Raw genomic sequence first — 22,518 nt, 5'->3', positions numbered from 1 at the left:
GAGCAGGGGCGAAACTGCTTTTGGAGCATAGCGGGGTTCCGCCTGCGCCGTGAGCGGGCCGGGGATTTCCATGCCCGTAAGACAACGGGCGGAACGGGGCCACGCATTACGGTCCCGCCTATGAAGCGCGACAGCCTGCAAACCATAAATATCAGGGGAAATCATGGTGCTGCTGGACAGGATTGAACTGTCGACCTCTCCCTTACCAAGGGAGTGCTCTACCACTGAGCTACAGCAGCACTGTATGGGCGCTTCCTAACTTTTCCTGTCCCGGCTGGCAACCCCTTATTTGCCGCGTTCTGACAAATCGGGGTGGCCGGACGGGTGGAAGCGGCCCCTAGTCGTCGCGGTGGATGCGTTCCATGCGTTCGTGGCGTTCCTGCGCCTCGATCGACAGGGTCGCGATGGGGCGGGCCTCCAGCCGTTTGAGGCCGATGGGCTCGCCCGTTTCCTCGCAGTAACCGTATGTTCCGGATTCGATACGCTGGAGCGCCTGATTGATCTTTGAAATCAGCTTGCGGGCCCGGTCGCGCGTGCGCAGTTCCAGCGCGCGGTCGGTCTCGACACTGGCCCGGTCGGTAATATCCGCTTCGTGGATGCCGCCTTCGGACAGGCTGGCAAGTGTTTCATCCGCTTCCTTGAGCAGATCCGTTCGCCATTTCAGCAGCTTGAGGCGGAAATATTCCACCTGCTGCGGATTCATGAATTCCTCATCCTCCGAAGGGCGATAATCGGGGGGCAATGTAATCATTATGACATATCCCTGCGCCGTGGTTCCGTAGGGCCGCTATTGACCAGCCAGTCGGGAACGGGGCGGCTTATACTAGCAAGGCGCGCCCGCGCCAAGCCTTTAACGCAGTTTCAGGCGGGTTTGCGTGACGTGGAAGGGGCGGATTCACCTGCCGCAGGCATCGCCGGGGTCGGTGTGGCCTGTGCGGCGGACTGTGTCTGGCGGCGGGCCGGTTCGGGGTAGGTGGTTTCCCATCCGCCGCCCAGTGCGTTGTACAGTCGCACCAGGTTGCCCGATATCGTGGCGGTGCTGGTGGTCAGGTCGGACTGGGCGGCCAGATACTGGCGCTGCGTGTCCAGCACGGTCAGGTAGGTGATCATGCCCTGGCGGTACTGGTCCTGCGCCAGTTGCAGGGCATGGTGGCTGGCTTCCGCGCGCTGGGTCAGTTCGTCATGGCGCAGTTGCTCATCGGTATAGGCGGTCAGGGCGTTATCCACGTCATGCCATGCGCCCAGCACGGTCTGCTGGTAGGAAATGGCGGCTTCCTTCTGCGCGGCCTTGCGCAGTTCAAGCTGCCCGCGCAGCCGCCCGCCCTGGAACAGCGGCAGCGTGATGGACGGCCCGACATTCCATGCCTTGGCGTTCCAGAACCCCATATCGCGGAAGGACAGGGATTCGAACCCGAATCCCGCATTGATCGTGACGCGGGGGTAGAATTCGGCCACGGCTTCGCCCACCTGCGCGGTCGCCGCGTGCAGGCTGGCTTCCGCGCGGCGGATATCGGGGCGGCGGCGCGCCAGTTCCGAGGGCACGCCCACCGGCACGCGCAACGGCACGGGCGGAATGGCCGATGCATCGAGCAGTTCATCGGACAGGGCGCGCGGCGGCTCGCCCATGAGCAGGCTGAGCGCGTTGACCTGCGCGACAAGCTGCTGCTCAAGCTGCGGCAGGCGGGCCAGTGTGTCCGTGTACTGCGCGCGGGCCTGTTCCACCTCCAGGTCGCTCGACAGTCCCTTGGCGTAACGCTGCTGGTTCAGGTCCAGCAGGGATTTCGCCACGTCGCGGTTTTCCATGACGATGCGCACCTGCTGCTGCGTGTTGCGCAGTTCCATGTAATCCCGCGCCACTTCCGACTGGCGTGAAATCAGGATGGCGCGGCGGGCTTCGTTCGTGGCCTGCGTTTCGGCGGCGGCGGCCTCGTACTGGCGGCGCACCCGGCCCCACAGGTCGATTTCCCATGTCGCGTCGATGCTGTCACGCCATTGGTTGAACAGCGGGATTTTGGCCTGACCGGGAGGGGGGGCGTATTGAGAAAATACCGGGTTGTTGCTCAGTTGCGGGTCGCTCTCCACATCGGTCACGATGCGCTGGAGCATCTTGGTGCTGTACTGCTGGCGGGCGTAGGATCCGGTCGCGGACATGGCGGGGTAGCGTTCGGCGCCCGCGATGCGCAGTTCCGCGCGGCTCTGGGCCATGCGGTAGGCATAGCGGCGGACATCGAGGTTGTCGGTCGCGACGCGCTGCTCGAGCTTGGTCAGTTCGGCATCGTGGAACACATTCCACCATGCGGTGTCGGGATCATCGGGGGTGGTCTGGCTTGCAACCTGCGCAGGGCTGCCGCTGGCGCCGGTCGCGGCCTGAATACGGTCCGGGCCGCCGTACTGCTTGGGTGTCCAGGGGGTGGGTTTGTGGAAATTCGGGCCAACCGCACACCCGGCGGTCATGACCGACAACCCGACCACCGCCGTTCGCCATGAAATTCCCCTGCCTACCAACCCGGCCCCCTGTTGTCCCTGAAACAGTTAATATAAATCTGTTCTCCATGGCATGGTTTCGCTACCATGGCATGAATGACCGATCAGTTCGGTCAGTCCCCTAGCCTATCGGCTTTCCACACGGGGTCAATCGAAAGTACGCTCCGATTACGCAGGCAGGATGATTTCAATGGGCATCACGGCAGACCATTCAGGCAGGACGCAGGCGGAAGACGGCCCGCTCTCGGGTGCCTCTGCCGCCAAGCGCCAGCAGATACTGGCCGGTGCCGCGCGTGTTTTTGCTGAAAAGGGGTATGAAGGCGCAAGCATGTCCGGCATCGCGCGCGATGCCGGGGTGTCCAAGGGGACGCTGTATAATTACTTCGACAGCAAGGCCACGCTGTTCTCCGCCTTTGTGGAACAGTGCGCGTGCGAAAAGCTGCCCCTGCTGTTCCGGCGGATAGACGAGGGGGCGAACCTTACGGAATCGCTGGAGCATCTGGCGGTGGCCATGATCAGGCTGCTGACATCGCCGCTGTCGCTCATGCTCAACCGGATCATCATTTCCGAAGCCGCCAAATTCCCCACCCTGGCCGAGACGTTCTGGGCCCATGGCCCGCAGAAGGCCATCGACATCTTCGCCGCATGGCTCATGCAGCATAATGACGCCGGCGTGCTGAATATTCCCGACCCCGTTTTCGCGGCCGAGCAGTTCTATGCCCTGTGCCAGACCCGCATCGCGGCGCGGGCGCGGCTGCAACTGCCGGTCAATACGGATCAGGCGCATATTGACTTCATCGCCCGTTCCGCCGTGCGGACGTTCCTCAATGCCTATCTGCGCGATGCATCGCATCTGCCGCCGCTTGTCATGGAACCCCGGCCCGGCAGGGACTGACCCGGCCGCGCGCAGGGGTCGCGCGCAGGGGCCGCTCACAGGGGCCGCGCGCCCCGTTTCCCGACCCATCCATATGCTTCAGCCCGTCCCATGACCTGGGACTGAACACCCAGGGCCGCGTTTCCAGCGGCCGGCCGGCAGGCCGGGGTGCGGATTCATGCCTGCGATATGTTGCAGACAGGCAACAGATGGCGTGTTGGCGCACGCGTCCTGCTTTTTCATATTGTTATGTTATATTGTACCAAATAAAGCTGCGCCTCCCGAACTCTTCATTCCGGATGCGAGGCTGCTGCGCCATGCTGCGTTTATGGTTTTTCCCCCATCCCCTCTCTCCCGCCGTGCTGGCGGCCATGACCTGCCTGACCCCGCTTGCGGTGGCCATGGCGCAGGGCGTGGCGGTCGACACACCATCCACGTCCACCACCCCCGCGCAGGCTGGGGGGAACGGGTTGACGCAACCCTCCTCCGCGCCCGAGACCATGACGGTCACGGCCCGGCTGGACCGGGCGCGCCTGCAATTGCAGCCTTCCACCGGGGCCACGGTCCACGCCTTCAGCCGCAAGGCGCTTGAAACCATTCCCGGCGGGGATAACGCGGGCCTGAACAGCGTGCTGTTGCAGGCCCCCGGCGTGGCGCAGGACAGCTACGGGCAGATCCATGTGCGCGGCGACCATAACGAGGTGCAGTTCCGGCTGGATGGCGTGCAGCTACCCGAGGGCATGAATGTGTTCGGCCAGACGCTGATGACCCGCTTTGCCGATAACCTCTCGCTCACCACCGGGGCGCTGCCGGTCGAATACGGGTTCCTGCAGGCGGGCGTGGTGGACATCACCACCAAGAACGGCGCGACCAACAAAGGCGGCAATATCTCGGTTTACGGCGGCGCGCGGGATTATTTCTTCCCCTCCGCACAGTATGGCGGGCAGTACGGGAAGTGGGATTATTTCCTGACCGCCGATTACGTGCATGACCGGGTGGGGATCGAGAACACGACCCCGTCGTTCAATGCGCCGCATGACCTGAGCAACCAGTACCATTTCCTCGGGCATCTGCGCTATACGGTGGATGAAAACACCCGGATCAGCCTGATCGCCGGGGTTTCGAACGCGCAGTACCAGTTGCCCAATATCGGCGGCCAGCCCCTGTTTGGCGATAATTACAGCAGCCTGCTGCCCCATGCGCCACAGAGCGGTGACCTGAACGAACGCCAGAAGGAAATCACTGATTTCGGCATCCTGTCGCTACAGAAGGATATCGGGGCGTTCAGCCTGCAGACATCGGTTTTCTCCCGCTACAGCAGCCTTGGTTACAGCCCCGACCCCAATGGGGGTGACCTGGCCTATATGGGCATAAGCCAGCATGCCGAACGCTCGGTCATGTCCACCGGCGCCCAGAGCGACGTGACATGGCGGGTCCGGCCCGACCATACCATCCGTTTCGGTTTTCAGGTCTTTGCCGAGCGGAATATAACCAAGGCCGACGCCACGGTGTTCGACGCGCGGGACCAGATGGTCAACATTCACACCGGCAATGGCCGCACGGGCGATATCTATGGCCTGTATGCGCAGGATGAATGGCGGCCGCTGCGTAACGTGACCCTCAATTACGGCCTGCGTTTTGACGGCGTGGGCGAATATACCGATGAGCACCAGCTCAGCCCGCGCATCAACGTGGTCTGGCGCGCATGGAAGGGGGCGACGCTGCATGCGGGATATTCACGCTACTTCACGCCGCCGCCGTTCGAGGTCGTGGGCGGGACGGACCTGCGGCAGTTCGCCACTACGTCCGGCGCCGCGCCGTCCGGGGGAAGCGGGACGGTGCGCGCCGAGCGCGACCACTACTTCGATGCCGGGATCGAGCAGGTTCTCATGCCGGGCTGGCGCGTCTCGTTCGATGCCTATTACAAGCTGGCCCATAACCTGATCGATGAAGGACAGTTCGGCGCGCCCATCATCCTGTCCGGCTTCAATTACCGGCGCGGGCAGGTGAACGGGTATGAATTCGCCACGTCCTACGATCACGGGCCGCTTTCGCTCTATGGCAACATGGCGTGGTCCCGGGCGATCGGGAAGGACATTACCAGCGCGCAGTTCAATTTCGCGTCCGGTGACCTGGCCTATATCAGCCAGCACTGGGTGCATCTGGACCATGACCAGCGGTGGACCGCCTCGGCCGGGGGGGCCTACACGTTCTTTTACCGCACGGGCCATCCCACCCGGCTGTCGGCCACCATGGTTTATGGCAGCGGGCTGCGGCAGGATACGGACGTTCCCAATGGCGGCGTGGTGCCGCAATACGCCACGTTCAACATGGCGCTGGTGCAGTCCTTTCGGGATCTGTTCCATTCCCCGTTTTTCCGCACCACGCAGTTGCGGCTGGATGTCACCAACCTGTTCGATCACCCCTACATGCTGCGCAGTGGCACCGGCATCGGGGTGGGGGCGCCGCAATATGGCCTGCGCCGCACGATCCTGACCGGAATATCGCAGGATTTCTGACAAGAGCCTTCAGTTAACCAATTGATAATAAATTGATAAAAGTTTCTGGCTGCCGCCTTTTTTCAAAAAGGCGGCGTTCTTTGAAGCTTTCTGGAAAAAACTTTCGCCTGCTTCCAGGCGGGTCCGGCAGGGCCGGGCATAAAAAAAGGGCGGCCCCATGGGACCGCCCTCGTATTTTCCGGGGGAAGGGATCAGGAGTTGATCCGCTCACCATGCAGGGCCATGTCGAGGCCTTCCATTTCCTCATCCGCGGAGACACGCAGGCCGATCGTCAGGTCCACGATCTTCAGGATCACGAAGGTCAGCACACCACACCATACGATGGTGACACCCACGGATTCCGCCTGCGCCAGGAACTGCGCGAACGACCCGCTGACACCATCGGGGCTGGCGTCGGTGGCGGAAAGCGGGCCATAGGCGAACACGCCGGTCAGCAGCGCGCCGACAATACCGCCAATGCCATGCACGCCAAACGCATCGAGGCTGTCATCATAGCCCATCAGGTGCTTCAGCGTTGTCGCACCCCAGAAGCAGACCACACCGGCCACAAGGCCGATCAGCAGCGCGCCGCCGGGCAGCACGAAGCCCGCCGCGGGCGTAATGGCCACAAGGCCCGCCACCGCGCCGGAAATGATGCCCAGCACCGTGGGCTTGCCGGTCTTCAGCCATTCGGCGCACATCCATGCGACACCGGCGCCCGCCGTCGCGATCTGGGTCGTGGCCATGGCCATGCCCGCACGGCCATTCGCGCCGACGGCGGACCCGGCGTTGAAGCCGAACCAGCCAACCCACAGCAGGGACGCGCCGATCACGGCATAGGTCAGGTTGTAGGGAGACAGGTCATCAACGCCGTAGCCCTTGCGCCGCCCGATCACCAGGGCCGCGACAAGACCGGCGATACCGGCATTGATATGCACGACCGTGCCACCGGCGAAGTCAATGGCGCCGATCTTGCCCGCGACCCATCCGTCCGGTCCCCACACCCAGTGGGCGATGGGCACATAGACCAGCAGCGACCAGGCGATGGTGAACACGCACAGGGCGCTGAACTTCATCCGTTCGGCGAACGCACCGGCAATCAGGGCCGGGGTGATGATCGCGAATGTCATCTGGAACGTCATGAACACGCTCTCGGGGATGGTCATGGCCACGGCCGCGGGCGTGCCCGCCGCCATGGTGAAGGCCACGTCCGAACCCTTGGAAATGCCAGCGCCCAGCCCGTTGAGCATGACCCGCGACAGGCCGCCGATATAGGCGTTGCCCGAAGTAAAGGCCAGGCTGTAGCCCAGCATCATCCACACCACGGTCATGATGCAGCAGATCGCAAACGACTGCATAAGCGTCGCAAGCACGTTTTTCTTGCGGACCATGCCGGCATAGAACAGGCCCAGGCCCGGAATGGTCATCATCAGCACGAGCGCCGTGCTGACCAGCATCCATGCGGTATCGCCGGTGTCGATCGCGGGGGGGGCCGCGTCGGCCGCCATGGCGGGCAGGCTGGTCATGGCCGCCGCGCCAATCACACCCGCCAGCCCTGCTTTCTTGCCAATCTTTGTGATCACAGTGCGTTTTCTCCGGTTTCCTGCGTTCTGATCCGTATTGCCTGTTCAAGATCGAGAACAAAAATCTTTCCATCGCCAATCTTGCCGGTGCATGCGGCGGTCTGGATCACGTCCACCACCTTTTCGCACAGGGCGTCCGGCACCGCGATCTCAAGCTTGATCTTGGGCAGAAACTGAATGTTGTATTCGGCACCGCGATAGATCTCGGTCTGGCCTTTCTGGCGGCCATATCCCTTCACCTCGGTTGCGGTCAGTGCATCGACACCGATGGAGTGCAACCCTTCGCGTACCTCATCGAGCTTGAATGGCTTGATGATGGCAATAACGAATTTCATTTTGTTCCCTTCCTGCCTTGCCCCTGAAATTTCATTTTCTTGCCTCTAGTTCCGTACAGGCAACTATATCCTGAAGCAATATGAACTTGCTACCGGATTTCGAAGCGTTCATTACGGCGCGGATGTGTTGCCGTTATGCACACCTTCCGGCCCCGTTCGCGCCCCTTCGTATGAGTACATGCGGGGGTGGGAAGTTCCCTGCCGAAAGCGCCCGTTCCACCCGGTTGCATGGCCCTGTGTCCCGTATGGCGCACCGGCTTCACCGGTCACGGCGGCGGCAGTACTGTATATCGAAGTAAAACGGCCATAAGGACAGGCGCCGCCGGGGTGCCGGAAGTCGTGGCTGGACACCCCTGTCCGACATATCCCTACCATTGCGGTCCGAATCGGGCATAGGAACCCGTGGGCCAGACGGCGCGGGTTCTCCATGGCAGGCCCGCAACATGCGTTGCCAGCCCGTGCGTGGCTTGCGCCCCGCCCCTGATCCGGCATACCTCATTGCACCATGAGCGCACCCGTTTCCTCCCCGTCCCCTTCCACCACAACATCCCCATGGCCGGTGCTGGCTGTCGCGGTCATTGGCACGGGCGTCCTGTCCGGGCTGGGGGGCACGGCGCTTTCGCTGCTGCTGCACATGATCCAGCACCTGGCCTATGGCTACGGGCAGGCGGGGGGACCGCATAACTTCCTTCAGGGGGTCAGCGCGGCGCCGGCGTGGCGGCGGGTCGCGGCCCTGTGCGCGGCCGGTCTCGTGGCCGGTGTGGGCTGGTGGGCGCTGGGGCGGTTTGGCCAGCCGCTCATCAGCATCGCCGCCAGCGTGGGCAAAACGGGGCCGGGCAAGCCCATGCCCCCCCTTTCCACACTGGTGCATGTGCTGCTCCAGATCGTGACGGTGGCGCTGGGTTCGCCACTGGGGCGCGAGGTCGCGCCGCGTGAACTGGGGGCGGTGCTGGCCACCGGCATGGGGCGCGTGCTGCGGCTTGCGGCGGATGACCGGCGCATCATCATCGCCTGTGGCGCGGGGGCGGGGCTTTCAGCCGTCTATAACGTGCCGCTGGGGGGCGCGCTGTTCATACTGGAAGTACTGCTGGCGCAGGTGGGACAGCGCGCGGTGATGTGCGCGGTCGGGGCATCGGCCATCGGGGCCTTCGTGCCGTGGGCGGTGCTGGGCAATGTGCACCAGTACGAAATCGGGCCGATGGTGGTGACGCCCGCCGTCATGGTGTGGGCGCTGTGCGCGGGGCCGGTCATCGGTATCGGCGCGCATGGGGTCAAGCGGCTGGCGGGCGTGGCGCAGAACCACGCGGCGCGCGGTGTCGGGCGTGTGGGGTGGTGTCTTGTGGTGTTTCCCCTCATGGGGGTGCTGACATGCTTTTACCCGCAACTGCCCGGTAACGGGCGCGGGCCCATGCAACTGGCGCTTTCGGCGCAACTGGGCATGGAACTGGCCGCGACCCTGCTGGTGCTGAAAATCCTTGTCATCATGGGGGCGCTGCGCGCCGGTGCGGCGGGCGGGCTGCTCACGCCCAGCCTGACCATGGGCGCGCTGCTGGCCAGCGTGCTGGCGGCGGGGTGGAACCTGTGGTTCCCGGCGGTGGATGTGGGTACGACGGCGCTGCTGGGCGGGATCGCCTTTCTGGGCACGTTCATGGCCATGCCGCTTACGGCGCTGGCGCTGGGCATCGAGTTCACGCATGTCGGCCATGACATGTGGGTGCCGATTTTCCTGACCTCCGCCGGGGCGCTGCTGGCCTTTCGCATCTGCGCGCGCGTGGGCGGGCCAATGGCGGCCCAGTCGCAGCCGCACGCGCCGGGCAGCATGTCGGCCCGGTCCTGAGGAAGGCGGCCGGATGGAAAAAAGGCGGCACCGTTGCCGATACCGCCTTCATTTTCTGAGGACAGACGCCGTGCTGGTTACAGGCGAACCGTCGCCACCTTCATTTCACAGGACATGACCCGCCACAATATGCCCGCGCTCACGTTTCCATGACCTCACGCTATCGTGGAAGGACGGGTCATTTTTCGGCGAAGGGGTCGAAGTCGCCGTCATTTTCACGCACGCTCCACCAGCCCTTGTTCCATTCCCCATAGGCGGGCAGGGATTCGTCGAACGGGTTCTCGATCAGCGGCTCCCCCTTCGTGGCGGCGGCCTTGCCCTGCGTGAAGGCGTCCTGCGTGTTCTGGTCGGTCATGTCATGGTCTTTCCGGCTTGATCCGTCTGGCAAGCCGCAAGCGTACACCATGGCCTTCCCCCGCGCAGCCCCGTGGGGTGAAGGGGGGTGATGCAGCACGCGCAGGTGTCGGGTTCACGACGTCGTGCCGTACGTCACCCCACGGTCGCGCAGCCAGCGCCGGTACGCCACCGACATGCGATCGGCCATGGTGGGCACTTCCGCCCCACCGGCAATGGGCAGGCGGCGCGGGCGCTGGTTCTCCAGTATGATGCGGTCCTGCAGGAAGATGGTCTGCTGGAACTGGATCAGGTCGGCCTGGGGCGAGACATCGTCAATCAGGAACATGACCGGATGCGCGCGGCTGCATTCCTGTGTCATGGGCTGGACGAACAGGGTGATGACATCAAAGCGCCCGGGCTGGGTGGGGCAGGTCTTGTACAGCAGCGTCACGAACGGGCCGGCCACGCGGTACAGGTATTCGGTCTCTATGCCCCCGGCGGCGGAAAGGGCGGCCTGCGGCTGGTAGAAATGGCAGTCCGTGGCCCAGACCTCGTTCCCGTTTTCGCGCAGTTCTATGGTGTAGCGCGCGACTTCCGTATCCGGCTCGGCCCCGAGGATGTTGGTGTGGACGAAGGGAAAATGCGCCATGTCGAGAAAATTCTCGATAATGCGCGGGGCGGAGGTCCGCACGGTGAACACGCCGCAGTCCACGACCCTGCGGTCCGGCTCCGTGGCCTCGACAATGGCGGGGACATCGCCGTCGGGCGTGCCAAGGCAGGTCCACAGGCAGCCATGGCGCGCCTGCACGGGCAGGGCGCGCCTGTCCGCCACGTCACAGGCGAAGGGTGTTCCGTCCGGGTGGTGGCCAAAGGTGATGTGCCGGTCCAGCAGCATGGTGTCGGTTGGCATGGCGCGCAGGTGCGACAGCGGGCTGATCACATGCCATTCGGACAGAACGGTTTCGGCGGCTGGGGTGGTCTGTGTCATGGCCCGGTTCCTGTTTGCGGCAGGCCATCCATGGCGCGCATGGATTGCCGTAACGAAGGCGCAATGTTAGCTCCACTCGGGATGGCACGCCATCCCGTGGCGTGAAAGAATGGCTGAACACACGGTCGCGTCCCGCATGGCCTGCGGCACGCCCTGTTCTGGTCGGCGAAAGGGAGCGGGAAGCATATGCACAGATGGCATCCGGTCAGTGTCGTGTCGGATATACGCCGTGGCGAGGTCGCGGGCGTGCGCATTGGCGGGCGTGAGGTCGTGCTGTGGCGCGAGGACAGCGCCGCCTCCACCCTCCATGCGTGGGAGGACCGCTGCCCGCATCGCGGCATGCGGCTCAGTTTCGGTTTTGTGCGCGGCGACGGGCTGGGCTGCCTGTACCATGGCTGGCAGTTCGGTCCCGCCGCGCGGTGCAGGCTGATCCCGGCCCATCCGCAGGTGCGCGTGCCCGCCTCGATCCATGTGGCGGCCTATGGCGTGCGTGAGGGGGCCGGTCTGGTCTGGGTCAGCCTGGAAGCGGCGGAGGACTTTCCCCTGCATGCGCCGTGGGGGCCGGATGCGATAACGCCGGTGCGCAGCATGCATGTCCGCGCGGGTGTCACGCATCTGCGTCACGCGATCGGCGGGGCGGAAAACATGCCCGTGGTCTGGCGTGGCCCCGTCGGCCTGGCGGTGCATGAGCCGGTCGCGGGGCAGGCCATGCTGCATGTGGTGCGGGCGGCGGGGGCGGAGGGGCCATCCGCTCCCTTCCTTTCGCGCTGGGCCGAACGCCTGCGCGATGCGGTGGAATGTGGGGGCGAGACGGCCCCGGTCATGGGAGAACTGGCGTGAAGATGGATATGGTCCTGTATGACTGGACGCCGGATGTGCGCTGCTATGCCGTGCGCCTTGGCCTGTCGCTCATGGGGGTGGAATACCGCACGGTCGCGGTGGACATGGACCTGCCTGCCGCCCGCCATATGGCGGCGCTGGCGGGGGGCTTGTGCCCGCCCGTGCTGGAATGTGGGGGGCAGTACCTGTCGCGGCCTGCCAACATTGTGCATTTTGTCGCCCGCCAGCCCGCCGTGGCGCGGGCGTGGCTCGACCCCGCCTGTGAATGGGCCATCCTGGACTGGCTGGATTTCGGGGCTGGCGCGCTCGATACGCTGGCCGCCAGCCGTGGGGGCGCGCTGGGCACCACCGAGCCCGTCGCGCCCGCCACCGGCGCGCTGGATACGGCACTGCGCCGGATGGAAGACCACATGAGCGCGCGCGCGCTGGACGGCCATGACTGGTTCGCCGCCCCTGCCGCCAGCATTGCCGATGTGGTGCTGTTCGTGGTGTTCGCGCTGTCGGCCGATGTCGGGGTGGAGCGCGATACCTGCCCCGCGCTGCGGCGGTGGGCCCGCAGGCTGCGCGCGCTGCCGGGGTTCACGGTCATGCCCGGCGTGCCGGATTACGCCTGACATCTTCACCGCATCTACATCTTTTGGATACATGTTTTCCCCCACGGGTTATGGAGGAGGGAGGCGGCCCGGAACCGGGGCCGCCAGCAGGAACCAGCCTGTGTACAATCATGTCAGGGAAGAAACATACATATGAGCGTGAAGCTGTTTGCATCCCGCCGGGTCGCATGGGCGCTGGCGGTGGCGGTCATGAGCGGACCGGTGGGGTTTTCGGCTGTCCCCGCGGTGGCGCAGGCCCCGGTCATCGTAGGCAACCAGTTGGGCATCGCGACCGTCGAGAGCGTGGACCACGACGCGGGCATGATCCTGCTGCGTGACAGGGCGGGCAACCTGGACACCGTGCGCGTGGACCCGGACATCCGCGCAAAGTTGCCGGTGCTGCATGCGGGCGACAGGATCGGCCTGCGCATCGTGCGCACCATCGACGCCACGATCGTCCCCCCCGGCACGCCCCTGCCGGAATCGACCCAGAACGCCGCCGGAACCCGTACGGGCCAGCATCCGCACGGCATGATGGTTTCCTTCAAGCGCGAACGCGTGAAGGTGACGGGCGTGGATACGGCCCGCAATCAGGTTACCTTCGTCGATCCCGACGACATTACCCGCGTCGTGCTGGTGCGCCAGAAGCCGATGCAGGAATTCCTCAAGACACTCAAGGTGGGTGACGAGGTGGACACGACCGTCATGGACGCCGTGTCGTTCTCCGTCCTCAGCCGGCTTCCGGCCTGACGGCGGCAAGCGGCGGGCGATGGGCGGCGGGATAGTTCTCGTCCCATTGCAGCGGGCCGCGCTGGTCGAGAAAGCCGGGAATGTCCCGGATGATCCGCGCGGCCTGTTCCAGGCAGGCCATGGCCTCGACCTGGGCGGCGGGGCGCAGGGTGATCGCGTCGGGCGGGCAGAGGATGTACGCGGCATGCCGCAGCGCCGTCGCGGTCAGCAGCGGGTTGTGCGCCAGTTCGGAAAAGGCGTCGAGCGCATCGTAAATGGCCACCTGCTGGCCGCCGGTAATCTCCGGGCTTTCCGCGATGGTGCGGATACGTTCCACCAGACGCCCCAGCGAGAGCGTGGCCAGCGCCGCGTCGATATACTGGTGCATCATTCCCGGCCGGGCGAAAAACGACAGGCGCATCGCCAGCCGCAGTACCTTCTGGAGTTGCAGGTTCTCCCATACCAGCCATTCCTTGCCCTGCCTGCGGCCCGACAGCGCCAGCCTGCGCAGGCTGCGCGTCAGCGAACTGACAAGGCGGGCGGCATCCAGCCGGTGGTTGGGCGGCAGGATCACGCGGAAGGACAGGACCAGCATGCAGCAGCCCAGGAACAGCGCCAGCCAGCCGTTGAACAGGCTTATGTCGTTGTAATAATGGATCGGGTTGTTGATCTGGAGCATCACGGTGGCGAAGACGCAGTAGCCAAAGGCCCCGACCCCCACCTTCGGGTGGAACTGCAGCCACACCCCCGGCAGCAGCATGATGCATAGTGACAGCCACAGCAGCGGGTAGCCGTCCACCTGCGGCAGCAGGTAGATATGGCATAGCAGCCCCGCCGGTATTCCCAGCGCCGTCCCCGCCGCCATGAGCCCCGACGCGCGTGAGGCGGAGGGCAGGGTGGACAGCAGGCTGGCGGCGGCCACCACATACAGCATCATCGTCGGGCCTGCCGTCCAGTGCAGGACGTACCAGACCAGTGTCGTCAGCATCGTGATGGTCGCCCCGCGCGCGCCGTTGCGCAGCGCCGTGGGCCATTCCAGATAGGGCTGGAGCCGCAGCCGCCGCCCCGCGCTGCCGCGACGGGCAAGATCCTGCAACGCCGTTTCGATCTGGCCCAGCAGGTCCTGGATGTCATCAAGGAACAGGAGCGACTGGGGGGAATGGCTGTTGCGGGCATGGGCGATCATGATGGCGCGGGTCTGGCCTATGCGCGCGCAGCCGCTGGTCCATACGGTTTCCAGCGCATGACCGGCGGTAAGATCCATGAGATACTGGAGCATGGACACGATCTCCCCATGCACCATGCGGTCTTCCTCGGTGTTGGAGGCGGTGACGGTATGGGGATGGTACGAGGCGACGATGCCCGACAGCCGCGCAAGTCCCGCGCGGATTTCGCGCTGGCGCACGCTTATGTCGTAATTATCCGTCGCGGCGTATTCCACCGCGTCCGACAGGCGCGCGATCCGGCCGAGCATGGCGGCCCGGCTATCATGGAACGTGGGGGGCAGCGTGCGGAACGTGCTGGCGGGGGGGGCGTCCGGGTTCGGCGCGGGCACGGTGCTGTAGCCCTGGTGGAACGACAGGATATAGCTGACCGTATCGCGGAACAGGTCGTGGATCTGCTCGAACAGGGTGTCCGAGCGGCGGGGGGAGGTGACCATGAACACCGCCGCCGTGGTCACGATTCCCACCACCACGGCGGCCAGGCGCGACATGGCGCTGAGGAAGATGCCGTCGGGATCGTCAAACGCGGGGGCGGAGATGATGACGATGGTGTAGCCCGTCAGCACCGCGGCATAGGCCCGGAACAGCCGCAGGAAGGTCGCGGCCATGCAGGCCATGCCCACCGTCAGTGACAGCCCCATGAAATACAGCACCGGCGACTGCACGAACACCGCCATGAGCCCCACGCTTATGGACGCGCCGATAATGGTGCCGATCACGCGCCACACGCTTTTGGACACCAGCGCCCCCACGACGGGGTTGGCCACGATCATGACGGTGGTGACCGAACTCATGGGGGACTGGAGCTGGAAGCTGAACGCCAGGAACAGCGCGATCCCGACGGACAGGAGCGCACGCGCGCTGTAGGCCGCCGTGGTGCACTGGGCGGCCCATCGGGCATCGCTGGAAAAGATGCGCATAAGGCTGGACAACATCTGGCGGCAGACTCCCGGCGGCGGCATGCGGAGCACCTGATAACGCATGCCACGGGAAGATAAAGGGGTATGGATCCGGATATTTATTGTATGACAATTAGTGCCATGTCAATTATATCGGCCAAACCCGTTTCCGCCGCCGGGCAGGTATCGCGTAAATGGGTCATGATCCGCCGCGTCCGGCATGCTATCGGGCGCATGAAGGCCCTGCCACCGGGTCGTTCACCCGCAGGAGATTCACATGCCGGGGCGTTCCCCACTGCCTGATATCGAGGGCACCGGTTTCCAGGACATGAGGATGACGTTCCTCACCATGCGGCTGGCCAATACGTGGCGCCTGCTGCTGGATCGCGCCCTGCGGACGGAGGGCATGAGCCTGGCCATGATGCGCCCGCTTGCCTATCTCATGATGCTGCCCACCGGCGTCAGCCAGCGCGCGCTGGCCGATGCGATGAATACCGACAGCTCCGCGCTGGTGCGCGTGCTCGACCTGCTGGAGGAGGAAGGGCTGGTCGAACGCCGCCCCGACCATGATGACAGGCGGGCCAAGTGCCTGGTTCTGACCCGCCGTGGCCGGCAGAAATGCGCGGCCCTCCATCATATATGCGCGGCGATGGAAGCCCGCGTGCTGGGCGGGCTTCCCCACGGCGGGGCGCAGGCGATGATGGACATGCTGGCGCAGGTCCTGCACCAGGCCGAGGACGTGATGAAGGAAGACGGTACCGCCGCCGATGGCGCGCCATAGAATCAGCCCCGGCGTCAATTGCACGGAACGGGTTGATATGACACGTTATGACAGAATTTCCGCGCGGGCCCGGTACGCACGCGCATGAAGGGGCGATCCCCTTTCCCGCAGGTACCGCCTCGCGCGCAGGGCAAGGAGATGCTGCCGGTATGAAATGGCGGGAGGGTATGCTTGGCGCCGGGCTGGCCGTGGTGGTCATGGCGGTGGGTGCGGGGTGGTATGTGGTCCAGCACCGCGGCGCCCTGCCCGAGGGGCTGGCGCGCGCCAACGGGCGGCTGGAACTGGCGCGTATCGACGTGGCGGTGAAGTATCCCGGCCGGATTACCGAACTCGGTTTCAACGAAGGGGACGATGTCGGGACGGGGCAGGTTCTGGCCCGCGAAGATGACGTTACGGCGCGCGCCCGCCTTGACGCCGCCCGCGCCCATCTGGACGCCGCCCGGGCGGACGGCGCGCGTGCGCAGGCCGAACGGGACGCAAGGCAGGCGGCGCAGCATCTGGCGCAGCAGGATATGGAGCATGCGCGCGCCATGTTCCGCCAGCATCTCGTATCGGATATGGAACTCGCGCAGCACCAGACCAGCCTGGACACCGCTTCCGCCGCAACCGAGGCCGCCAGCCGCGCGGTGGAGGGTGCCCGCGCCATGGTCGATGGCGCGCGGGCGCAGGTGGCGGAAGCGCAGGCGGCGGTGGATGACATGACCATCCGCGCGCCCGTGGCGGGCCGGATCGAATACCGTATCGTGGAACTGGGCGCGGTGCTGCCCGGCGGGGGGCGGGTGGCGTCGCTGCTGAACCCGGCGGATATGTACCTGACCGTGTTCTACCCCTCCCCGCAGGCGGGGCGGCTGCGTGTGGGCGATCAGGCCCGCATCGCCCTGGACGCCCTGCACCAGCAGGTCATTCCGGCCACCATCTCCTTCGTCTCGCCCGAGGCCCAGTTCACCCCCAAATATGTCGAGACCGCGACCGAGCGTGACAAGCTGGTCTATCGTGTCAAGCTGCGTATCGCGCCCGACACGGCGCGGCGGTATGGCAGCGTGCTCAAGGCGGGCATGACGGGGGATGGCTACGTGCGTACCGACCCCGCCATACGCTGGCCCGCGGCGCTTGACGTGGCCGACGCCCCGCAATGACCGCGCGGACGCCGCATGGTAGCCCGGCGAATGGTAGCCCGGCGGGCATCGCCATTACCGGGGTCACGCACCGGTATGGCGCGGTCACGGCGGTGAATGACGTGACGATCAGCCTGCCCGCCGGGACCACGATCGGTCTGGTGGGGCCGGATGGGGTGGGCAAGTCCACCCTGCTGGGGCTGATCGCGGGCGTGCGGCGGCTCCAGTCCGGTAGCGTGATGGTGCTGGGGGCGGATATGGGGTCGCGCCGCGCGCGTGAGGCCTTCCTGCCCCGGATCGCCTTCATGCCGCAGGGGCTGGGGCGCAACCTGTATCCGACCCTGTCGGTCTGGGAAAACATCGATTTTTTCGCCCGCCTGTTCGGCATGGACGCCCACGCGCGTGATGCGCGCATCCGCCGCCTGCTCGACGCCACGGGGCTTGCGCCCTTTCCCGATCGCGCGGCGGGGCACCTGTCGGGGGGGATGAAGCAGAAGGTCAGCCTGTGCTGCGCGCTGGTGCACGAGCCCGACCTGCTGATACTGGATGAACCGACCACGGGGGTCGATCCGCTCTCGCGCCAGCAGTTCTGGACGCTGGTGGACCAGTTGCGCAGCGAACGCCCGTCCATGACCGTGATCGTCTCCACCGCCTATATGGAGGAGGCGGAACGCTTCGCGTGGCTGGTGGCCATGGATGATGGCAGGGTGCTGATCAGCGACCGGACGCGCAGCGTGCTCGAGCGCACCGGCGCCACATCGCTGGAGGCGGCGTACATCTCGCTCCTGCCCGAAGGCAAGCGCCAGCAGGCCAGCGGGTTCGTCATCCCGCCCTATGCCGATCCCGGCGGTCCCCCCGCCATCGAGGCCGCGCACCTGACCCGCCGCTTTGGCAGTTTCACGGCGGTGAGCGATGTGAGCTTCACCATTAGCCGGGGCGAGATTTTCGGCTTTCTCGGCTCCAATGGCTGCGGCAAGTCCACCACCATGAAGATGCTGACCGGCCTGCTGGACGTGACCAGCGGCACGGCCAGGCTGTTTGGCGAGCAGATCACGGCGGGCGACATGAAAACCCGCATGCGCATTGGCTACATGTCGCAGGCCTTCTCGCTTTATGAAGAACTGACCGTGCGCCAGAACCTCATGCTTCAGGCCCGGCTTTACCGCATTCCCGCCCAACAGGCGGTATTGCGGGTCGGGCAGGCGCTGGATTCGTTCGAACTGCGCAACTGCGCCGATGTCAGCCCAGCCGCCCTGCCGCTGGGCATACGCCAGCGCCTGCAGCTTGCGGCGGCGTGCATCAACAACCCCGAAATCCTGATTCTGGACGAGCCGACCTCCGGCGTGGATCCGGCCGCGCGCGACATGTTCTGGCGGCACCTGATCCGCCTGTCGCGCACGGGGCATGTGACCATTTTCGTCTCCACCCATTTCATGAACGAGGCGGCGCGGTGCGACCGGATTTCGCTCATGCATCGCGGGCATGTGCTGGCGGTCGGCACGCCCGCCGAACTGGTGAAAAAGCGCGGCGCGCCGGACCTGGAAGCCGCCTTCATCGCCTATCTGGAAGATGCGGAAAAAGAGACGGCGGCGCACGAACCGCCCCCCGTCCCCCATAGGCCAACCAGCCGTGGCCGCGCGTGGTGGCAGGGCCGGGTGGCGCGGTGGACGGCGCGCTTCGGCCGCTCCGGCGGGGCGTGGCTGCCGCGCGCATGGGCCTTCGCCCGGCGCGAGGCGGTGGAACTGCTGCGCGACCGGCTGCGGCTCATGTTCGCGCTGGTCGGGCCGCTGATCCTGCTGGTGGTGGCGGCGTCGAGCATTTCCTTTGATGTGGAAGGGGTGGGCTTTACCGTCAGCGATCATGACCGGACCACGATCAGCCACCAGTTGATCGACAGTTTCCGTGGCTCCGCCTATTTCCATGAACTGCCCCCCGTCACAGATGCCGATGCGCTGGACCGCACCATCCGCAATGGCCGCGCGCAGATGGCGCTCGATATTCCCGCGGGCTTCGCCCGGGACATGGAAGCCGGGCGCAGGCCCGAAATCGGGGTGATCATTGATGGCGCGGTGCCGTTTCTCGCGGCCAATGTCCGGGCCTATGTGACCGGGGTTCTGGCCGGGTACGCGGGCACGCTGGGCCGCGAGATGCCGCAGGGCGTGACGGTCCCGATCAACGTGGAGCCCCGCTTCGCCTATAATCAGGAATTCCGCAGCATCTACGCCATGACGCCGGGCGTGATCATGCTGGCGCTGATCCTGATCCCCAGCATGCTGACCGCCCTTGGCGTGGTGCGGGAGAAGGAGGTGGGCTCCATCGTCAACCTGTATGCCTCGCCCGCGTCGGTGGGGCAGTATCTCATGGGCAAGCAGGCGCCGTACGCGGCGCTGGCCACGATCAGCTACGCCATGCTGGTCGTGGTGGCGGTGGTGGGGATGGGGGTGCCGCTCAAGGGGTCGCTGCTGGCGCTCAGTATCGGCGGCGTGCTGTTCGTGCTGTCGGCCACCGGGCTGGGGCTGCTGATCTCGACCTTTGTCGGCTCACAGGTCGCGGCCATTTTCGGCACGTCCATCATCTGCCTTATCCCGGCGGTCAATTTCTCCGGGCTGCTCTATCCCGCCTCGACGCTGACGGGGCTGAGCCGCCTCGTGGGGCTGGGTTTTCCCGCCTCGTGGTACCAGCTTGTCAGCCTGGGCTGTTTTACCAAGGGGCTGGGGATGGGCAGTTTCTGGCGCATGTACCTCGCGCTGGCCGCCTTCGCCACCGTTTACATGCTGGCCGCGCGCCTGCTGCTGAAAAAACAGGAAGCCTGAGCGCATGCTGCGCTGGCTGGTCAATGTGGGTCTGCTCTGTGGCAAGGAACTGCGCAGCCTCGTGCATGACCGCGTGCTGCTGGGGCTGATCGTGTTCGCCTTCAGCGCGGGGGTGCTGCTGGTGGCCAATGGCGTGAAGGTCGAGGTCTCGAACGCCACCATCGCCTTCATGGATGAAGACCACACCACGCTTTCGCGCCGCATGCGCGATGCGGTCCTGCCGCCCTACTTCAAGCCCCCCGACATGGTGGACCGCGCCGAGGCCCTGCGTGGCATGGATGAGGGGGACTACATATTCGTGGTCGATATTCCCCCCCGTTTTGAAGCCGACATCCTGGCCGGCCGTACTCCGGCGGTGCAGATTCAGGTGGACGCCACCGCCATGACGCAGGCGGGGCTGGGCACGGCCTACCTGAACGAGATCATGCTGGGCGCGGTTGGCGAGGTGCTGCACGCCCCCGCCCTGGCGGCGCAGGCGCCCTTCAGCGTGCAGAGCCGCATCCGCTTCAATCCCAATAGTGAATCGAAGTGGTTCACCTCCGTCATGCAGATCGTGACCAACATCACCATCCTGTCCATCGTGCTGGTGGGGGCGGCGGTGATCCGTGAGCGCGAGCATGGCACGCTGGAACACCTGCTGGTCATGCCGGTCACGGCCAGCGAGATCGCGATCGCCAAGATCGTGACCAACGGGCTGGTCATATTCGTGGGCGCCATGCTGTCGCTGTGGCTGGTGGTGCATGTGTGGCTGGGGGTGCCGCTGGCGGGCTCGCTCGTGCTGTTCGCGGCGTGCGCGCTTCTGTATCTGTTTTCGGCCACGGCGCTGGGTATCATGCTGGCCACCGTCGCACCCACCATGCCGCAGTTCGGGCTGCTGGTGGTGCCGGTCTATGCGGTGGCGTACCTGCTGTCGGGTGCCGCGACGCCGGTGGAAAGCATGCCCGCGGCCATGCAGGTGGTGGTGCGCTTCCTGCCCACCACGCAGTTCGTCAACCTGTCGCAGGCCATCCTGTACCGGGGCGCGGGGCTGGAGGCGATCATGCTGCCGCTGCTGACCGTGAGCCTGACGGGTATCGTATTTCTTGTATTCGCGCTCGCGCGGTTCAGATCCATGTTGGCAAGGCAGGAATGATGGGGAACGGATGGGCACGGGTTGCGTGCATGGGGGGCATTGCGGTGGCCGTGGGGCTGGTGGCGGGGTGTTCGCCCTTTCACACGCACGCCCCCGCATCCCGCGTGGCGGTGCCGCGACAGTTTACGCAGGCGCCGGTGACGGACGCCGCCGGGCCGGATCTGACACGCTGGTGGGAAGCATGGCGGGATCCGGGGCTGACGCGGGCGGTCGGGACGGCGCTGGCCGCCAGCCCCGACCTGCGCATGGCGCGCGACCGCGTGCGCGAGGCGCGTGCGCTGCACACCGTGGCCCGCTCGGCGCTGTATCCCACCGTGGGTGCGACGGGCAGCATGCTGGGCGGCGGCATGTACTGGCGCAACCCCAGCAGCCTTGTCCCCGGCAATGACCCCGGCACGGATGCGCATCTGGCCGGGATTGGCGCGGCGTGGGAGCCGGACCTGTTCGGGGGCCGCCATGCCGACGTCAAGGCCGCGAAGGCGGGCGTCGCGGCGGAGGAGGAATATTTCCACGGCGTGCAGATGGTCATCGCCGCCGATGCGGCGGATGACTACCTGCAGGTCCAGGGCCTGCAACGCCAGATCGCGCTGACCGATCAGGGCATCGCCACGCTGGAGCAACTGCGCGCCTACGGGCGGGCGCGGTTCGCATCGGGGCAGGCGAGTGCGGCGGACGTCACCGCCATTGACCAGAAGCTGTCGGGCCTGAGGGCGCGCCGGCCCATGCTCCTGGCCCAGCTTGACCTTGTGCGCAGGCGGCTTGCGGTCCTGTCCGGGCAGGTGCCGGAGGGGCTGCCCGACCTGCCTCCCCCGCCCGCCTATTACCTGCCCCCCGCCCCGACCGGGCAGATGCCCGACACCGTGCTGGAACGCAGGCCCGACATCCGTGCGCGGCGCGACCAGGTGGATGCCGCCCTGAACCGGCTGAAAAGCGCCAGAACGGATCTTCTGCCGCGTTTCGGGCTGGAGTTTTTCGGCGGTGACGGGCGGTTGCGCTTTGACGGGATTCCCGGCCTGTCGGGCACGGGCGGGCTGATCGCGCTGACCACTTACCTGCCCATTTTCACCGCCAACCGCATACAGGCGCGCATTCACGCCGCCGATGCCCGGCTTGACGCCGCCGTGGCCGGGTATGACCAGAGCATCCTGCGCGCGCTGGCGGAGGTGGAGGACGGGTATGAAAACCGTCTCGGGCTGGACAGTCGCGATGTGGAACTGACCCGCGCGCTGGAACAGGCCGGGCAGGTTGCGCGGGATATGGCCGGACTGTATGCCGGTGGGCAGCGCAATCTGGGTGACGTGCTTCAGGCCCGCATGCAGGCGCTGGACGCGCAGGGTGACGTGCTGGCCAACCAGGATGCCCGCACGCTTGCCACGATACAGCTTGCACGCGCCCTGGGCGGCGGGTGGGAGCAGGGGGCACCGGCGTCACGCTAGGTCGGGCCGCGAAAAGGGGGAG

Annotated in this window: 19 protein-coding genes and 1 tRNA gene; 11 read left to right on the top strand and 9 right to left on the bottom strand. The window is 65.8% G+C overall.

Going from position 1 to position 22,518, the window contains the following annotated elements; all coding sequences use genetic code 11:
• Positions 1-164 precede the first annotated feature (164 nt).
• The 3 genes from LDL28_RS08235 to LDL28_RS08225 all read right to left on the bottom strand — a co-directional run bounded on the left by LDL28_RS08235 (position 165) and on the right by LDL28_RS08225 (position 2,454).
• Positions 165-239: transfer RNA gene (locus LDL28_RS08235), tRNA-Thr, on the bottom strand.
• Positions 240-337: 98 nt separating this feature from the next.
• Complete coding sequence (dksA, locus tag LDL28_RS08230) at positions 338-751, bottom strand: RNA polymerase-binding protein DksA (RefSeq protein WP_025813686.1); 414 nt, start codon at positions 749-751, stop codon at positions 338-340.
• Between the two features lie 110 nt (positions 752-861).
• Entirely contained in the window at positions 862-2,454 is a 1,593-nt protein-coding gene (locus tag LDL28_RS08225) for an efflux transporter outer membrane subunit (protein WP_233058113.1), read from the bottom strand.
• 220 nt (positions 2,455-2,674) lie between these two features.
• Here LDL28_RS08225 and LDL28_RS08220 point away from each other — a divergent pair, with 220 nt between their 5' ends.
• Together LDL28_RS08220 and LDL28_RS08215 are read left to right on the top strand one after the other, a co-directional pair.
• Positions 2,675-3,379, top strand: a complete 705-nt coding sequence (locus tag LDL28_RS08220; RefSeq protein ID WP_233058112.1) for a TetR/AcrR family transcriptional regulator — start codon at positions 2,675-2,677, stop codon at positions 3,377-3,379.
• Between the two features lie 296 nt (positions 3,380-3,675).
• On the top strand, positions 3,676-5,877 hold the full coding sequence (locus tag LDL28_RS08215) for a TonB-dependent receptor (RefSeq protein WP_233058111.1): 2,202 nt from the start codon (positions 3,676-3,678) through the stop codon (positions 5,875-5,877).
• A 9-nt stretch (positions 5,878-5,886) separates the two neighbouring features.
• Here LDL28_RS08215 and LDL28_RS08210 read toward each other — a convergent pair whose 3' ends face one another.
• Genes LDL28_RS08210 through LDL28_RS08200 form a run of 3 tightly spaced genes read right to left on the bottom strand, consistent with a single transcriptional unit; the run spans position 5,887 to position 7,774 of the window.
• Entirely contained in the window at positions 5,887-6,036 is a 150-nt protein-coding gene (locus LDL28_RS08210) for a hypothetical protein (RefSeq protein WP_233058110.1), read from the bottom strand.
• 32 nt (positions 6,037-6,068) lie between these two features.
• Complete coding sequence (locus LDL28_RS08205; protein ID WP_255663222.1) at positions 6,069-7,382, bottom strand: ammonium transporter; 1,314 nt, start codon at positions 7,380-7,382, stop codon at positions 6,069-6,071.
• 53 nt (positions 7,383-7,435) lie between these two features.
• Positions 7,436-7,774: a P-II family nitrogen regulator gene (locus LDL28_RS08200; RefSeq protein WP_025813273.1), complete on the bottom strand. Its 339-nt coding sequence runs from the start codon at positions 7,772-7,774 to the stop codon at positions 7,436-7,438.
• Between the two features lie 505 nt (positions 7,775-8,279).
• Here LDL28_RS08200 and LDL28_RS08195 point away from each other — a divergent pair.
• Positions 8,280-9,611 carry a chloride channel protein gene (locus LDL28_RS08195; RefSeq protein ID WP_233058109.1) on the top strand — a complete coding sequence of 444 codons (1,332 nt, stop codon included), beginning with the start codon at positions 8,280-8,282 and terminating at the stop codon, positions 9,609-9,611.
• 178 nt (positions 9,612-9,789) lie between these two features.
• Here the strand turns inward: LDL28_RS08195 and LDL28_RS08190 are convergent, their stop codons facing one another.
• On the bottom strand, positions 9,790-9,966 hold the full coding sequence (locus LDL28_RS08190) for a hypothetical protein (RefSeq protein ID WP_233058108.1): 177 nt from the start codon (positions 9,964-9,966) through the stop codon (positions 9,790-9,792).
• A gap of 114 nt (positions 9,967-10,080) precedes the next feature.
• Positions 10,081-10,935, bottom strand: coding sequence for an aromatic ring-hydroxylating dioxygenase subunit alpha (locus tag LDL28_RS08185; protein ID WP_233058107.1), 855 nt, complete (start codon positions 10,933-10,935; stop codon positions 10,081-10,083).
• Positions 10,936-11,121: 186 nt separating this feature from the next.
• On the opposite strand from LDL28_RS08185, the gene LDL28_RS08180 reads away from it, so the two are divergent.
• The 3 genes from LDL28_RS08180 (at position 11,122) to LDL28_RS08170 (ending at position 13,118) form a co-directional block, all read left to right on the top strand.
• Positions 11,122-11,775, top strand: a complete 654-nt coding sequence (locus tag LDL28_RS08180; protein WP_233058106.1) for a Rieske (2Fe-2S) protein — start codon at positions 11,122-11,124, stop codon at positions 11,773-11,775.
• Between the two features lie 2 nt (positions 11,776-11,777).
• The gene (locus tag LDL28_RS08175) at positions 11,778-12,389 is read left to right on the top strand and encodes a glutathione S-transferase family protein (protein ID WP_233059238.1); all 612 of its coding nucleotides are present in this window, start codon (positions 11,778-11,780) and stop codon (positions 12,387-12,389) included.
• Positions 12,390-12,521: 132 nt separating this feature from the next.
• The gene (locus tag LDL28_RS08170) at positions 12,522-13,118 is read left to right on the top strand and encodes a preprotein translocase subunit YajC (protein ID WP_233058105.1); all 597 of its coding nucleotides are present in this window, start codon (positions 12,522-12,524) and stop codon (positions 13,116-13,118) included.
• Here the strand turns inward: LDL28_RS08170 and LDL28_RS08165 are convergent.
• Entirely contained in the window at positions 13,099-15,303 is a 2,205-nt protein-coding gene (locus LDL28_RS08165; protein WP_233058104.1) for an FUSC family protein, read from the bottom strand. The two genes, LDL28_RS08170 and LDL28_RS08165, sit on opposite strands and share 20 nt — an antisense overlap.
• A 193-nt stretch (positions 15,304-15,496) precedes the next feature.
• Between LDL28_RS08165 and LDL28_RS08160 the strand changes: the two genes are divergently transcribed.
• The 5 genes from LDL28_RS08160 (at position 15,497) to LDL28_RS08140 (ending at position 22,496) form a co-directional block, all read left to right on the top strand.
• Complete coding sequence (locus LDL28_RS08160) at positions 15,497-16,000, top strand: MarR family winged helix-turn-helix transcriptional regulator (protein ID WP_233058103.1); 504 nt, start codon at positions 15,497-15,499, stop codon at positions 15,998-16,000.
• A gap of 149 nt (positions 16,001-16,149) precedes the next feature.
• Positions 16,150-17,136 carry an HlyD family secretion protein gene (locus LDL28_RS08155; protein ID WP_233058102.1) on the top strand — a complete coding sequence of 329 codons (987 nt, stop codon included), beginning with the start codon at positions 16,150-16,152 and terminating at the stop codon, positions 17,134-17,136.
• Positions 17,133-19,928 (top strand): ribosome-associated ATPase/putative transporter RbbA, encoded by a 2,796-nt coding sequence (gene rbbA, locus LDL28_RS08150; RefSeq protein WP_233058101.1) that lies wholly within the window; start codon positions 17,133-17,135, stop codon positions 19,926-19,928. Before LDL28_RS08155 ends, rbbA begins: the two co-directional genes overlap by 4 nt.
• Before the next feature lie 4 nt (positions 19,929-19,932).
• On the top strand, positions 19,933-21,060 hold the full coding sequence (locus LDL28_RS08145; RefSeq protein WP_233058100.1) for an ABC transporter permease: 1,128 nt from the start codon (positions 19,933-19,935) through the stop codon (positions 21,058-21,060).
• Positions 21,060-22,496 carry a TolC family protein gene (locus LDL28_RS08140; protein ID WP_233059237.1) on the top strand — a complete coding sequence of 479 codons (1,437 nt, stop codon included), beginning with the start codon at positions 21,060-21,062 and terminating at the stop codon, positions 22,494-22,496. The genes LDL28_RS08145 and LDL28_RS08140 overlap by 1 nt, the downstream gene beginning before the upstream one ends.
• Positions 22,497-22,518: the final 22 nt, after the last annotated feature.

The organism is Komagataeibacter sp. FNDCR2 (assembly GCF_021295395.1).
In the GTDB taxonomy this organism is placed as follows: Bacteria; Pseudomonadota; Alphaproteobacteria; order Acetobacterales; family Acetobacteraceae; genus Komagataeibacter.
The sequence above is the reverse complement of the archived record's forward strand: the minus strand, read 5'-3'. Positions and strand labels throughout refer to the sequence as shown.